This is a genomic window from Verrucomicrobia bacterium CG1_02_43_26, assembly GCA_001872735.1.
GTDB lineage: Bacteria > Verrucomicrobiota > Verrucomicrobiia > Opitutales > CG1-02-43-26 > CG1-02-43-26.
The window spans coordinates 1-15241 of the sequence record MNWT01000006.1; the positions used below are offsets into that span (position 1 = coordinate 1).

Here is a 15241-nt window from a genome sequence, read left to right on the forward strand (position 1 = left end):
TTGTCGGTTTTGCTACTTTTTTAGATTTTGGAGCAGGTTCATCATCCTCATCATCGTCCTCATCATCGAGATCGTCTTCGTCCGAATCATCATCCTCCTCATCGTAGTCATCATCGTCATCCCATTTCATGGTTTCGTCCTCTTCGATAGATTCCTCGTCCTCCTCTTCGACGTCAGGGAAGTCCTCTCCGATGTAATCCTTATCACTCGCCTTTTCGTCTTCCAGATCGAGCTCATAACCCTCTGGAATATAATCGAGGATACTCATAATTTCGGTAAAGACGTGAGTTGCTCGACCCTCCATTAAAGCAGCATTTTGAGCATCTCTGATTTCATCCTCGAGCTCATCAATGGTAAACGTGCTTTCAAATTCGATTAAGTCGTTGAGCATTTTCACTCGAGCCTTCGTGAGTTGGTGGATAAAATCGGCATAAGGGCTACGCTCTTCATCAACGACATCCGGCAGTGCAAAGAGAACCTCATCTTGCGCCAAGAAAGAACCGGCAGTGCGGGTGAGGCGGATGCGGCCTTTGCCCAAATCTTTATCGATTGCGAATTTGATAAAAGCGCTTTCAAGCAACTCCACAGGAAAACCATATTGAGCAACAAGGTCAAGGTGGTCTACGATGTAGTTCATTTGGCGCGGATCTACGATCCCTAAGCCATCAATATCCCAATGCACGGGATCACTAATCTCTTCAACCCACCAATTCACATCGTCCCCCAAGCGGACAATACACCATTCTAATTTTTTTGCTACTTTTGCCATAATATAATGTCAAACAATCATTTACCTTATTCCCTAGTTAAATCCAATAAAAAAATCCGGATTGCCTCGAGTTTCTTACCCTATTTTTTCAAAGAGAAACGAAACCTTGTTCTAGCATGCTCTTCCGGATTTGAAAAAAGGTTGATGCTCATCACTTAAACCATTTTGAACGAAGCCCGCCTAAGCGCTGGTTGCCTGTTTATTTAGCAGGGATCAAGTAATGGATTGGTTATTTTCAGTTCGCTACAGGCATACTACCCTGATCTCGAAGCGCTAAGACTCACATTACTATTTTCAAAAGCGTTTTTTTTTGTTATGAAAGTGGTTTACATCATGGGAGTACTTTACGAAAAACTCATTAGACCCACTATTTTCACGCAAGACCCGGAAAAGATGCATGATTATGCCATCTTGGGACTTAAATTACTTGCGCAAGCAGGCCCTGTACGCCGAATATTTGAATGGTATAACCAGAATAACAAGCAAAGCCATCCGGTAAATTTGTTTGGCCTGAGCTTTCCTAATATGGTTGGGCTGGCTGCCGGGTTTGACAAAAACGCAGTTTGTTGGACGGCGGCAAAAGCGCTTGGATTTGGCTTTGCTGAAATTGGAACCGTTACTCACATGCGCCAGCCCGGGAACCCCCGACCCAGGATACTGCGATACCCGCAACACGAAGCGATTATAAATCGCTTAGGCTTTAATAACGATGGAGCTGAAGCCGTGGCACAACGCCTTAGCAAATCTCCAAAAGGAAAGCGGAGAGCCTTTCCGCTAGGAATAAACATAGGAAAGACAAAGGCCATTCCTATTATAGAAGCCGCGAAAGATTATCTAGCAACATTCAATTTACTAGCGGACTACGCGGATTACTTTACCATCAACATCAGCAGCCCGAATACACCCGGGCTAAGAAAGCTGCAAGGGAAAGACCATTTACCCGCACTTTTAAAAGAGTTAAGAAAAGCGAATATTGATCGTGCACGGAAGATGGGGCAACCCATAGTCCCGATGCTTGTAAAAATATCTCCTGATCTTTCTTACACAGAGATTGATTCTATTCTAGAGACAATTTCCGCATTAGAATACGCTGGGATAATCGCGGTGAACAGTACGACCCAGCGCCCTGAATACATGAGCGGAATTGATGAATCCGGAGGATTAAGCGGGAAGCCATTACATGGATCTGCCGTGAATATCATCAAATACATACATCGTGCCACCGAAGGGAAACTACCCATTATTGGAGTAGGCGGGATTACCGATCCCAAGAGCGCGGGCGAGACATTAGATGCCGGTGCTTCCTTAATTCAGCTTTACACCGGCCTAATTTTCAAAGGGCCATTTTTGGCACGGGACATTGCAAACTCTTTGGCCTGGCGGCAAAAAGACTGGGTATAAGAAAGTAAGTTACTTTACTTTTTCAGCCCTCTTTTTTTTTTGCTTAAAGGACAATTTGTCTGTGTTAGCCTTTACCTGGATAGGCTCACCGGCTTTGATATTTCCGGATAGGATTTCTTCCGCTAGCGGATCTTCTATGTAACGTTCGATTGCGCGACGTAGAGGACGAGCGCCAAACTTTTTATCATAACCCTTTTCAGCCAGAAACTCTTTAGCATCGCTTGCTACTTCCAACTTAATATCCTGGTTAGCCAAACGTTTTGAAACCTTGTTGAGCTCGAGGTCAACAATTGCTTTAACATTTTCGCGACTGAGCGGATGGAAGATAACAATTTCGCTGATACGATTAATAAACTCCGGCTTAAAGATGCGCTTGGTTTCATCGAGAACGCGCTCCTTGATTTTATCGAAGTCCTGGCTGGCATTGATACCATGGCCAAAGCCGAGTGTGGCATCCTTTTGCAAGGCATCCGCACCGACATTAGATGTCATGATCAAGATGGTATTACGAAAATCAACGGTACGACCGAGGCTATCCGTGAGACGCCCATCTTCAAGCACTTGCAGTAAAATTTGGACGACATCGGGGTGCGCCTTTTCGATTTCGTCAAACAAGATAACGGAATAAGGCTTTCTGCGAACTGTTTCGGTGAGCTGGCCACCCTCATCATGACCGACATAGCCCGGAGGCGAACCGATGAGACGAGAGACTGCGAATTTCTCCATATACTCGGACATATCGAGCTGGATAATGGCATCCTGGTTACCAAACATTTGTTCGGCAAGAATTTTAGCCAAGTGGGTTTTGCCAACCCCTGTTGGCCCGAGGAACATGAAAGAACCAATAGGACGACGAGGATCCTTTAAATCCGCGCGAGAACGACGAAGGGCACGAGCGATCACCTTGGTAGCATCGTCCTGACCGACAATCCGTTTCTGCAATTCCTTTTCCATTTCGAGAAGTTGCTGGGATTCGGCACGCTCCATTTTCTTGAGCGGAATACCCGTCCAAGCGGAAACGACATGATGCATGGCATCCGCGTCCACGACAATTTTCATTTCATCGCGCTTACTTTTCCACGTTTCCAAAAGAACTTCCTTCTTTTCACGAAGTTGTTTTTCCTTATCGCGGGCTTTAGCGGCTTGCTCGAAATCCTGAGCATTAATGGAATCCTCCTTTAGGGAGCAGACCTGATCGATCTCACGCGTCAATTCCTCGATTTCCGGAGGACGGTTTAGCGCCTCGATACGAGCACGCGCACCAGCTTCATCGAGAATATCGATTGCCTTATCCGGCAGGAACCTGCCCGTGATGTAACGATCTGAAAGCTTTGCAGCGGCCTCAAGAGACTCATCCGTAAATTTAACATTGTGGTGCTCCTCGTATTTACTACGAATCCCTTTGAGAATTCTGATGGTATCCTCTACGGAAGGAGCCTCTACCTTTACGGATTGGAAACGACGATCGAGCGCGCTATCCTTTTCGATAAATTTGCGATATTCGGCAAGCGTGGTAGCGCCAATACACTGGAGCTCGCCTCGGGACAAGGCAGGTTTAAAAATATTAGAAGCATCCATAGCGCCCTCGGCAGCACCTGCGCCAACGATCGTATGAAGCTCATCAATAAAAAGAATGATATTCTTAGCCCTACGGATTTCATCCATAACAGCCTTGATACGTTCTTCAAACTGGCCACGATATTTTGTGCCCGCGACCATGAGAGCGAGGTCAAGCGTAACGACCTTACGATCGAGCAAAATTTCAGGAACCAAGCCAGAAGAAATTTCCTGAGCGAGCCCCTCTACGATGGCGGTTTTACCGACACCGGCCTCTCCGATAAGAACCGGATTATTTTTTGTCCTACGACATAAAATTTGAATGACGCGTTGAATTTCATCACGACGCCCGATGACAGGATCCATTTCGCCCTTGCGAGCCATTTCGGTGAGGTCGCGACCAAACGCCTTGAGCGCGGGTGTTTTCACATCACGCTTTTCTTCAGATTGAAGTTGAGGCGGAGGAGACGACAGCATGGACTCTTGCTCGGCTGAATAGTTGGGATCGAGCTCGGCAAGAATTTCGTTTCTGCAACGCTCGATATTAACATCTAAAGCTTTGAGCACACGTGCGGCTACACCCTCCCCCTCTCTTAAGAGACCGAGAAGAATGTGTTCTGTGCCAATATAAGAATGGTGAAGCGCTTTAGCCTCTTTACCTGCGAGGGCGAGCACCTTTTTCACCCGTGGCGTAAAAGGAACGTTAGGCGAAGGCTGAGATTCGGCACCCATGCCAACCTGTTTTTCAACGGCAGCGCGAACGGTCTCGAGATCGAGCCCCATTTTCTGAAGGACGTTGACAGCGACTCCTTGGCCGAGATTAATGAGCCCCAAGAGCAAGTGTTCCGTCCCAACATAGTTGTGATAAAAACGATCTGCCTCTTTTCGAGCTAAGGCAAGGACCTGTTGAGCTCGGGGTGTAAAGTTATTCATTGGCTCCATGATGTATGATCCTTTCTGTACTTATTTACAGGCTAACTTATTTTTCCAAAAAATACAAACCTATTACACAGCTAATTACCGTTAGTAAAAAGTTTACGCTATTTCTCCCTCAACGAAACAACGGCTCGGGGAAAGATCTAAAGAGCTCACGCAGATTTTGAGAGCGGACACCATCGCGTTCTTCCGGAGATACCAAGTGATCTGAGATCATTTGGATATGGCCAGGCTGTGAGTTGATGAATTGGCAATCGATGGCAGCTCTATGTGATTCAGGGAAGACACCTAAGTCTACCGCAAGACGCATGAGAGAGAGCAAGTTCATGGATTCGCCTGAAGTGACACAGTGCCCGTGAATGAGAATACCAAAAGCGCGACCAATTTTATCATGAAGCTTTGTGCGCTCCCCCTCCAAGAGGCGATTGCGCGCGTTTAGCTCTTGTTCAATGATTGTATTAAAGACACCAGTGAGCCGTTTGATAATCTGTTGTTCGCTTTCTCCAAGTGTTTGTTGATTAGAAATCTGAAAGAGACTACCACTGGCATCTGAGCCTTCACCAAAAAGGCCACGGACGGCGATGCCGAGTTGATTAACCGCGCGAATAACCTTTTCCATTTGGTCTGAAATAACAAGCCCCGGAAGGTGCATCATAACGGAAGCGCGCATGCCGGTACCGAGGTTTGTGGGACAAGCGGTTAAGTAACCGAACTCCGGCGAAAAAGCGTAATCGAGTTTACCCTCGAGGTTAGAATCTAACGAATCTATGGCCCGCCAAGCTTTTTCAAAATTAAAACCACTTTTCAAAACCTGGATGCGTAAGTGATCTTCCTCATTCACCATGATCGCGCAGCTTTGGTCCTTGTTAACAATGACACCGGAACCTTTGCGAGATTTTGTAAATTCGGGACTAATGAGATGACGTTCGACTAATATTTGACGCTCGAGCTCGTTGAGCTTATGAATTTCGAGACAGCTGGATTGCTTCATGGGCGTGATGTCCGTGGCCGCCTCTTTGCATTTTTTAAAAATCTCCACGCGCAGTTTTTCGTCTGCCTGGCCAGGGAATATGCGATCTAAATTTCTAGCCAAACGAATACGAGTACTCAGTACAACGGGGCCGATATCGGTGCCAGAAATGATTTCCGTCTTAGCTTTTAGCAGTTTTTCTATGGGGGATTTTTCCGCAGGCATAATAGGATTAGTCCTTTATATTATTTGTGAATGATTTAATTTGATCACGGAAACGAGCAGCGTCCTCGTAACGCTCTTCTTTAATAGCCAGCTGAAGTTGTTTTTCCAAATCCTTGAGCTTAGACTTGAGTTGCTTACGATTGAGAGAGCATTTGGGAACTTTTCCGACATGGGACACGCCCTTTTGGATGCTTTTAAGAAGCGGGATCAAGAGGTCATGAAATTCGGTATAACATTGTGGGCAGCCCAAGAGACCTTTGTTGTTAAAGTCTTGTGTCGTACAGCCGCAGTTTTTGCAGCTTACCTGGCCTGTTTGAAAAAGGTTAGCAGCTAGTGCTTGTTCGAATTGACCGGAAAGAAGATCTTCGATGGAAATGCCTTTGGGATCTGCAATTCCCTTTTCTTTGGCACAGTCTACACACAAGTTAATCTTGTGCATTTTGCTGTTAATAATTTGGGTCAAATGAACCGTGGCCTCCTTTTCACAGAGGTCACACTTTATTGGCTTTTTCTTGTCACCCATAGTATTGATGATCCTAGCATTTTCGGCTCAATAAAGAAACAAAAATGCTAGGAGGCGTTGGAAGATTGATTAGAGCAAGGTGCCCTCTTCTGTCACCTTTTTGCGGAAAACATCTAGGAAACGAAGAGTGTATTCCCCAGGCGTGCCTGTGCCAATAACGCGACCATCGATATTGATGACGGGAATAATCTCGGCAGCGGTACCCGTGAGGAAGCATTCATCGGCATTCCAAACGTCGTAGCGCGTGAGAGGAGATTCTTTAACCGGTACGTTAAGGGACTCGGCAATCTCGATAATACATTGGCGGGTAATTCCCTTGAGCGCTCCCTGGGAGGACTCCGGAGTGAACAGTTTGCCCTTATGGACGATAAAAAGGTTGTCACCCGTACACTCGGACACTAAGCCATTGGCGTTGAGCATGATGGCTTCCATGTAACCATGTTGCTTGGCCTCCATTTTGGCGAGGACGTTATTCAGGTAGTTTAGGGACTTGATCATTGGCGGCAATGCATCCGGATCGTTGCGCCTTGTGGGAACGGTGATGATCTTTAAGCCGTTTTTGTAAAACTCTTCCGGATAGAGCTTAATTTTGTCTGCAATGATGATTAATTGAGGATCCTTGCAGCTAGAAGGGTCTATGCCTAGATCTCCCGGGCCACGAGTGACGACCAGACGAATATAACCATCTACAAGGCCATTGGTACGGCACAGTTCGCATACGGCATCAGAAATTTCCTGACGCGACCATGGCAAGTGGAGCATAATGGCCTTTGCGGAGTATTCGAGCCGCTCCAAGTGTTCATCGAGTTTAAAGACACAATTTTCGTAGAGGCGAATGCCCTCGAAGACCCCATCGCCGTAGAGAAGACCGTGGTCAAACACAGAGATTTTAGCATCTTCTTTATCGAAAAGTTTTCCGTTAATGTATATCTTCATAAGCTTAAAAGTGATTTACCCTTCATAAAGGAAAACGAACGGTATGTCCAGCAATGACAGAAAATAATATTGTCTTTCAAGCTGTTAAAAATAGGATAGTAGACTTATCATTCAGGAAAGAGCGAGCATGAGCACGAAAACAAAAACAGCCATAACACCCACGAGAGCAGAAGATTACCCCGAGTGGTATCAACAAGTAATCAAAGGGGCGGATCTTGCAGAAAACTCTCCGGTGCGCGGGTGCATGGTGATCAAACCCTGGGGATATGCCTTATGGGAAAACATACAAAGAGTACTGGATAAAAAATTTAAAGACACGGGCCACAAGAACGCTTACTTCCCCCTCTTTATTCCGAAAAGCTATTTGGAAAAAGAAGCAAAACACGTAGAAGGATTTGCCAAAGAGTGCGCGGTAATCACGCATTCTCGATTGGAAGTAGGACCAGACGGCGAACTCGTACCCGCCTCCCCCTTAGAAGAGCCCTTGGTGGTGCGCCCCACTTCGGAAACCATAATTGGAGAGATGTTTTCAAAATGGGTACAATCGCACCGAGATTTACCCCTATTGATAAACCAGTGGGCCAATGTTGTCCGTTGGGAAATGCGTACCCGGATGTTTTTGCGAACCATGGAGTTTCTGTGGCAAGAAGGCCATACGGCGCACGCGACTAAAGAAGAAGCCCTACAGGAAACCCGCCAGATGCTGGATGTTTATGTAGAATTTTGCGAACAGTATTTGGCAATGCCCGTTATAAAAGGAGAAAAAACGGAAAGTGAACGCTTTCCCGGAGCCGATATTACTTTCTGCATAGAAGCGTTAATGCAAGACAAGAAAGCATTACAAGCAGGAACATCGCACTTTTTGGGGCAAAATTTCTCAAAATCCGCCAACATACGCTTTTTGGACCAAGACAGCAAAGAACAGTATGCCTGGACGACCTCTTGGGGAATGAGTACGCGCGTCATTGGCGGGATGATCATGACGCACGGGGATGACAATGGAATTATAATGCCACCCAGACTTGCGCCAACGCACATCGTTATCCTACCCGTTCTACACAAAGAAGAAACGAAAGCGATGGTACTTGAATATGTTCAAGCATTGAAGCAATCACTAGAAAGCATTTGTTATTTTGGCCGAATACTTGAAGTAGAAGTTGACCAACGGGATATACGAGGAGGAGACAAGCGCTGGCAGTGGGTAAAGAAAGGCGTACCGATTATTTTAGAAATTGGACCTCGGGATATTGAAAATGATGCTATGTTCATGGGCAGAAGAGATAACGACCCTAGCGATCGAAAATCCATCAACCGCAAAGACCTTTTGGCAAACGTTGCCGATATTCTTGACGAGATACAAAATACCTTATTACAACGAGCACGTGATTTTGTAGCCGCCAATACCGTCAAAATAGACAACAAAGAAGATTTTTATGCGTTCTTTACGCCGAAGAACGAGAATAAACCCGAGATACACGGTGGATTTGCCTACGCTCACTGGAACGGCAGCGCGGAAGTTGAAGAACAGATCAAGAAAGACCTGAAAGTGACGATACGCTGTATACCGATTGAAGAAGACAAGGAACCGGGCAAATGCGTTATTACAGGAGAACCCAGTAAACAGCGCGTTTACTTCGCAAAATCCTATTAAAGGAGCTTACATTTCTTCGAACTGACGATCGAAAAGATCTTCCATTTCGTCCAGCAAGGCATCTGCCCCTGGGCCATCGGCGATGAATAGAAGTTCAGAACCCTTCGCGGCAGCAAGCATCATTAGCCCCATGATACTTTTTGCGTTTATTTCTTCGGAGTTTTTGCGAATCCACACCTCGGTATCATTGTAGCGATTGGAAACGCGAACAATCATGGCAGCAGGACGCGCGTGAATACCCATTTTGTTCTTCACGATCAAAGTACGTTCTTTAGCTCCTTTAGCTGCTGTCACATCACTAGATTCCACGATTTTTTGATCCACAACAAGTAAATAAATTTTTTTTCAAAAAAAGAAGTTGATAATAAGGGTAATGGGATTGTAGGCGCTTAATAAAAAGCAACACAGACAAAGTAAGATTCTTAGATTTGAGTGGGAGTGTCGTCAAGAAAAATATGCGAATAAACCCCTTGATGGATAAAGGAACCATAGGATAAACCCAGCTCGATAGTTGTGTGATTTGCGAACCCGTATGAAAATAAAAATCAAAAAGCAGTTGACGTGAGGCGGCAAATTGCTACGATATCTACAACAAGTCGGCGAGATAGCTCAGTCGGTAGAGCAGAGGACTGAAAATCCTTGTGTCGGCGGTTCGATTCCGCCTCTCGCCACCACTTATTCCCCCTATTTATTGAATACCTCAAAAACGTTATTTTTTGCGAGCCGTTATCATCTTTGATAAGAAAAATTATTGACCTTTGATTTTGAAGCGGACAAAAAGTAATAACACGTTTCTAAATTTTTCTTTAGAACGAAACCCGAAAAGACAAACAACAAAAACCCAATGAAGAAAAAACTACTCACACTACTTTTTGCAGGGATTATCACCACCTCTGGCTGGATGTACGCGGAAAGCGGCGAAGCAATGCAGAACCCTTGCGCTATTAAAATGGAAGCTAAGGCCAATGCAATGATGACAGAAGCCAAAGAGATGATGGCAGAATCCAAAGAAAAAATGGATAAGGCTAAAGATGCTATGCTCGATGCAAAGCAAATGCGCAAAGAAGCCAGAGCCAAGAAAAAAGAATCACGTATTATGATGCGTGACGCAAAAGAGAAAGAAAAGCAGTCTAAAATGACTCGATAAATCCACTTTAATAGAGTTAAACTTTAAAAAGCAGCTTGGGTATTCCCGGCTGCTTTTTGTTTGGATTTGCAGTTGGTTTAATCCATTTAAAGACTTTTTTTTCAGGATTTGTTATCTACAAATAAAGTTGACACCCTGTATTGAAGCGTAAGAAAATAACGATACTAAGATGAGAGTGACGATGAATGCCATTTTCAGCTACCTAAAAATCAACCCCACAATGCTATGAGAAAAAAAATTATTACCTTACTTCTTACCCTCACCATTGGTGCTACAAGCTGGAGTTTTGCAGCTCAAAACCCCTGCGAAAAGGGAATGATGAACGGCATGGATAAAAATGCATGCCAAGAGCACATGAAGAAAAACATGAAAGACAAGTCTGACATGATGAATAAAAAAGCTGACGATGCCAAGAAGGATGCTCAAAAAAAGAAAGATGACGCCAAGGACATGAAGAACGATGCGCAAAAGAAGAAAGATGAGGCCAATCAAAAGATGAAAAACCATAAGTATTAGAATAGATCACTTTCATTGAAATAAAAAAGAGCAACTTTCCGGTTGCTCTTTTTTTATATAAGAAGAAAAAAGGTTGACGACAGCGACACGAGGGCGAAAAATAACGTTACCTAGACTAGGCAAAATTTGCCCAGTAGGTAAAAATTATTAACGAAAGCTAACCCTTATGAAAAAAAAGATCATTACCTTATTTACCTTGGCCTTAATTGGCTTTGGATCATGGATGAGTGCGGAACCACATTACGGAAGTAATCCTTGCAACCCGAATCCTTGCGAAATGAACCCCTGCCTCAATGCTTGCATGGAGAACCCCTGCGAGTACATGTATCCAAACCCATGCGAAAATGCGTGTGACAAAAAAGACATGATGAAAAAGAATGCGTGTCAGCCTTGTAACAAAGACATGAAGAAAAAGAATTCCTGCAATCCCTGCATGAAAAACAACAAGACGAAAAAGGGAAATTAAACGATTTTCTATTTTAAAGCCAAAAGACGGGCAATTTTTTGCCCGTTTTTTTTATTAGTATAGACCTTTTTAGTTTTTTGCCCTAGAGTGCAAGAAGCTTTTAAGAATAAACATTTATTAAAAAAAACCATGTCTAAAGAAAAGAAAGACAAACAAGATAGTGTAAGCCACGTTATTCAGAACCGTTTTTTAGAGGAAAGAAAGATATTCCTATGGGGCGGTGTGGATGATGATTCCGCGAAAGCGGTGACGGAGCAACTGCTTTATATGGAAGCCGTTAACCCGGGCAAGGATATCAATTTTTATATCAACACCCCCGGTGGTTCTATTACTGCGGGAATGGCTGTTTATGATACGATCAAGATGATCGAATCTCCTGTAAATGTGATCGTGACGGGGATGGCTGCTAGCATGGGCTCAATCCTATTAAGCGCGCCGGAAAAAGGTAGGCGCTTTTTGTACCCGCATTCACGTGTGTTAATCCACCAGCCATTAATTATGGGCCGTATTATCGCGCCCGCGGTGGACATTAACATACAGGCTCAGGAAATGGAGCGTTTGCGCAGCGAGTTGAATGAAATTTTATCCAAAGCATCCGGCCAGCCTCTAGAGAAGATTCAAAAGGACACGGATCGCGATTTCTACATGACCGCTAAGGAAGCGATTGCGTACGGGCTTGCAGACAAAATCGTAGACAAGTTTATCTAAACTTTTAAATTTTATTGTAATAAAAGCCCATGAATGTTTTTCATGGGCTTTTGTGTTTTAAGAACAAAAAGCAACCCCATGCCTATTTTGATCAATTCTCTTGAAAAGGAAATTTCTGCTTGCTGCTTATGATTCTCACGCGAATGAATCGAATCAAATCCTTGGCGTCATCCCCGCCGATCAACTCCTGTCTATAGTAGGCTTTGATAAGCTGAATAGGTGTCAGTAAATTTGATTCCTTCACGTTGGTTAAACGAGGATATGCGGATAGTGCAGAATAACAATCCGGCATAAGCCAATGGTATTGGCCCTCAGCATTATAACCCCGTTTATGAAACAACTCCTTGAACCGCTTCAAATCGACTTTGCGGATTGCGTCTTCGAGATGCAGTCCTCTTGAGATATCGGCCAAGAGCTGCCTTCGCGCCTTTAGCGATTGTTCCCATTTTTCTCGAACAGGTGATCCCTCGTACCAAGAGAAATCCATTTTGCTTTCCTGAAGTGCAGTTGCCGCGGTACTGATCACCTCATCAATACGCTTTTCACTTAAGCGGGAATACATATCTTCAAAGACGTTAGCGAGATTCGCCAAATCAATCTTTACTAGATCTGGGTATTTATGAGCAAACGCATTTTCAAACCAAGATCTCAGGGTACTACGATCTGAAAAACTACCTGAAAAACTTAAATCCCTTGGGTAAACGACGTGTTTATTTTCGCCAACGCTTTCCACCATTAAGCGATTAAGCTCTAGCCGTTCGTTTCCGAGAAAAAGATTATTCACCATCAACTCCTCAAAATTGGAAATGTTTATGAAACCTGATTTGGAGTCTAAGTTTTTTTGATTCTCAGGTATCCGTTGAATAATTACAGGCGCGCCATCACGCTCCGACCCAACAATCTGCTTCAGTGGATATTTGGGAGAACAAATTTTATATAATTTCGAAGCAACGTAGCCCTCCGTTGAGCCACCTTGAGTTTTAACCACTTTAAATTTATCAAAATTCATTTCCTCTTTGATATCAAAGCCGCGCCAAACAGAATACGGCAGTTTGTAAACATCTTCAGCATGTAACCAATTGGGGTTTACTTGAGTAATCACCCTTGTTTTCTTAAGAAAGCCTTGTTCGTACCTGTTATATATCGTGTTACTACAGTTAAATTTTGGTATCTGAATCCCACCGCATGGTTGCGAAAAGTTATAGGGCTTAGACAAGAAACCTGCTGTTTTAAAATCAAGCGGTGAGAGATTTGGTTTACTTAACTGAACTTTCGGCTGATGACTTGAGCGAGCTAAAGAATAACACAAAATCTGCATAATAAGCCCAATGAATAATACCCTTCTATTCATCCACAGTAACTCCCGGAAAGTAGGATGTATTACAAAAACCGTGTCCGAACCATACTTCTGCTTTAATACTTTTAGATAGGCTATTAAGATTGATTGCATATCATCAAGGGAAAGCTCTTTTTTTAAATCAATATCTATCTTACGATTCTTAAGATCCTTTTCTGTAATAGTTACTCCCACAGTATCGGTTAAGTACTGGAGATTCCGTTGTTTCAGATCAAGGGTAATTTCTTTATCGACTTTCCTGGAACAACTCCAAGAAGAAAAGTACTGATGCCAAGTATGATATTTAGTAGGCGGAGACTTTAATTTAATTTTATTAATCATAGCTTATGTCTTTTATTTATAAATAAATTATCCCGAACTATGACGCAATAATCCGACAGCGTTCAAGTAAAGCATGAAATTAAAGCAGGTTTTGGCGAACCTGTAAAGCGCAACTTAAAGCTTAGACAATTGGTCTGCCCATTTTGTCGCCAGAAGGGCTTCGCCATGCCTCCAGGCAATGCGCATAGCATCCGGAAGAATAAACTCCAGACGATTCTTGGGTACTTGAGATTGCTCTACCAAGATTATATAAAGTCTAATTGCTTGATTGATGGCATCCAGAGAGGCATAGAATTTAGCAATATCGCTCGCCAAGACCTGTTCTTCTGGATCGATATAAGCCAGCTCTTGCGTAAATGCGAGCGTCTTTAGCACCTCATCTAGAGGATCTCCTTCAAGGACTTGCATTTTAGCGGTCAGTAAGGCTAGAGCCAATCCATTAAATTTTGCTAAGTAGTTTTTGCCCTCCTGAACTGCCTCTGATAGGAGACCGACTTCTTCCAATAATCGCATTTTGCGAATAACAGCATATTGACCGAGCCATGTAGGATGCCTATTAACTTCTTGGAGCTGCTCTTTGAGATCTACTTTAAAAGGACGGTAGAGCGGGTCTCCAATGAGAACCCCTTGCCAACTCAAGACAGGCAGTGCATAAAAAGCGGCTTCACCAAGAGTGTGACCAGCCGCAAGGGCTTCCAGCAAAAGATCGATGCGATAGGAAAGATTGATTTCAGGTTCGTAGACGTTGCCCAGAGTCGCAGTGATACCGTGAGCGACCAAGGGGCCAACCCAGCCATCCGTATGTGAATGAAGGGTTTGGGCGGATGTACTATGTAAATGGACACCGATTGCCCCGGGAGGGAATAGGAATTCGTCCTCCGCAATCGGGCCAGCCATATTTTTAGTCCAGCAACCGAAGTAAATCGCGGGAGCATCGAAACGGTCATCCGGGCCTATCAGTTCTCCCTCAGAGTAATCGATTGCGAGGTCGAAACCGAGTTCATCGATGTAAGCCGCGGTAACTTCTAGCAGGCGATTACCCCTACGATCCGGGCCAGACGGGCCTAAATCGATATAGGCTCTTCCCTGCAGACCGGTTTGTTCTGCGATAATTGCGTTATCGATGATGCGCTTGATGGCTGTTTCGGAAGGGCCATCTAAACGCGCAACCAAGATAATTTTTTGAGTGATATCATCCGAAGGGGATTTGTTGCGAAACAGAGGGTTCTCGATGTAGCCGATGGACTGTGCATCAGGATAAGCAAGAAGTGCTAGCTCGCTATCCACAGCAGCGTAATTAACTTCAAATTCATCATCCCAGATATCCTTCTCCCCTTCATTTTCTTTATCGAGAATCTCTTGGTCTTGGGCAATTTTTAGAGGGATGCCCTTACAGACAACTAGAAAGTCTATTTTATGGCCAAACGGTATAAGGTTTATTCGACCCTCTAAATCAAAATTGTTGGCATCATGGGCTTCAATCCATTTTTGCTCAACCAAAGTAGCCAGCAAAGGATTAAAAACGGTATCAACAAATTCTTTCCAGGAAACTTCTTCAGACAAAGCCGTATCGAGCTCAATGAGATTTTCCTTAGGGATATTTCTCATCTGCATGTAGTACTCGGCGATTGCTCGAGATTTGGGCAAATTTTTATTTGCGAGGACGACTATGTTTTCCGGCTTAGGCTCCCGGGCAAAGAGAGAGAAAGTGCAGGATAAAATAAGGGTACAGATGAGCCAAGTGCGCATACGTGTATT

General features: G+C 44.1%; 14 protein-coding genes and 1 tRNA gene. 7 read left to right on the forward strand and 8 right to left on the reverse strand.

Annotation, left to right across the window (positions count from 1 at the left end; genetic code table 11):
* A partial coding sequence (locus AUJ82_02140; GenBank protein OIO60251.1) for a hypothetical protein occupies nucleotides 1-769 on the reverse strand: 769 nt, incomplete at its 3' end.
* 333 nt (nucleotides 770-1102) lie between these two features.
* Between AUJ82_02140 and AUJ82_02145 the strand changes: the two genes are divergently transcribed.
* On the forward strand, nucleotides 1103-2170 hold the full coding sequence (locus tag AUJ82_02145) for a dihydroorotate dehydrogenase (quinone) (protein OIO60465.1): 1068 nt from the start codon (nucleotides 1103-1105) through the stop codon (nucleotides 2168-2170).
* Nucleotides 2171-2179: 9 nt separating this feature from the next.
* Here the strand turns inward: AUJ82_02145 and AUJ82_02150 are convergent, their stop codons facing one another.
* From AUJ82_02150 to AUJ82_02165, 4 genes are all read right to left on the reverse strand, one after another.
* Complete coding sequence (locus tag AUJ82_02150) at nucleotides 2180-4669, reverse strand: NDP-hexose 4-ketoreductase (GenBank protein OIO60252.1); 2490 nt, start codon at nucleotides 4667-4669, stop codon at nucleotides 2180-2182.
* A gap of 109 nt (nucleotides 4670-4778) precedes the next feature.
* Entirely contained in the window at nucleotides 4779-5858 is a 1080-nt protein-coding gene (locus AUJ82_02155; protein OIO60253.1) for a protein arginine kinase, read from the reverse strand.
* Between the two features lie 7 nt (nucleotides 5859-5865).
* Entirely contained in the window at nucleotides 5866-6360 is a 495-nt protein-coding gene (locus tag AUJ82_02160; GenBank protein ID OIO60466.1) for a hypothetical protein, read from the reverse strand.
* Between the two features lie 90 nt (nucleotides 6361-6450).
* Entirely contained in the window at nucleotides 6451-7317 is an 867-nt protein-coding gene (locus AUJ82_02165) for a branched-chain-amino-acid transaminase (GenBank protein ID OIO60254.1), read from the reverse strand.
* A gap of 127 nt (nucleotides 7318-7444) precedes the next feature.
* On the opposite strand from AUJ82_02165, the gene AUJ82_02170 reads away from it, so the two are divergent.
* Complete coding sequence (locus AUJ82_02170; GenBank protein ID OIO60255.1) at nucleotides 7445-8968, forward strand: proline--tRNA ligase; 1524 nt, start codon at nucleotides 7445-7447, stop codon at nucleotides 8966-8968.
* A 6-nt stretch (nucleotides 8969-8974) separates the two neighbouring features.
* Here AUJ82_02170 and AUJ82_02175 read toward each other — a convergent pair whose 3' ends face one another.
* A complete protein-coding gene (locus tag AUJ82_02175) occupies nucleotides 8975-9277 on the reverse strand; it encodes a phosphocarrier protein HPr (protein OIO60467.1) in 303 nt (100 codons plus the stop codon).
* A 289-nt stretch (nucleotides 9278-9566) separates the two neighbouring features.
* Here AUJ82_02175 and AUJ82_02180 point away from each other — a divergent pair.
* From AUJ82_02180 to AUJ82_02200, 5 genes are all read left to right on the forward strand, one after another.
* Nucleotides 9567-9642 (forward strand) — tRNA-Phe (locus AUJ82_02180).
* A 170-nt stretch (nucleotides 9643-9812) separates the two neighbouring features.
* Nucleotides 9813-10115, forward strand: coding sequence for a hypothetical protein (locus AUJ82_02185; GenBank protein OIO60256.1), 303 nt, complete (start codon nucleotides 9813-9815; stop codon nucleotides 10113-10115).
* 225 nt (nucleotides 10116-10340) lie between these two features.
* The gene (locus tag AUJ82_02190) at nucleotides 10341-10631 is read left to right on the forward strand and encodes a hypothetical protein (GenBank protein ID OIO60257.1); all 291 of its coding nucleotides are present in this window, start codon (nucleotides 10341-10343) and stop codon (nucleotides 10629-10631) included.
* 166 nt (nucleotides 10632-10797) lie between these two features.
* Complete coding sequence (locus AUJ82_02195) at nucleotides 10798-11097, forward strand: hypothetical protein (GenBank protein OIO60258.1); 300 nt, start codon at nucleotides 10798-10800, stop codon at nucleotides 11095-11097.
* 129 nt (nucleotides 11098-11226) lie between these two features.
* A complete protein-coding gene (locus AUJ82_02200; GenBank protein ID OIO60468.1) occupies nucleotides 11227-11805 on the forward strand; it encodes an ATP-dependent Clp protease proteolytic subunit in 579 nt (192 codons plus the stop codon).
* Nucleotides 11806-11896: 91 nt separating this feature from the next.
* Here the strand turns inward: AUJ82_02200 and AUJ82_02205 are convergent, their stop codons facing one another.
* Nucleotides 11897-13483, reverse strand: coding sequence for a hypothetical protein (locus AUJ82_02205; protein OIO60259.1), 1587 nt, complete (start codon nucleotides 13481-13483; stop codon nucleotides 11897-11899).
* A 114-nt stretch (nucleotides 13484-13597) separates the two neighbouring features.
* A complete protein-coding gene (locus tag AUJ82_02210; GenBank protein ID OIO60260.1) occupies nucleotides 13598-15232 on the reverse strand; it encodes a hypothetical protein in 1635 nt (544 codons plus the stop codon).
* Between the last annotated feature and the right edge of the window lie 9 nt (nucleotides 15233-15241).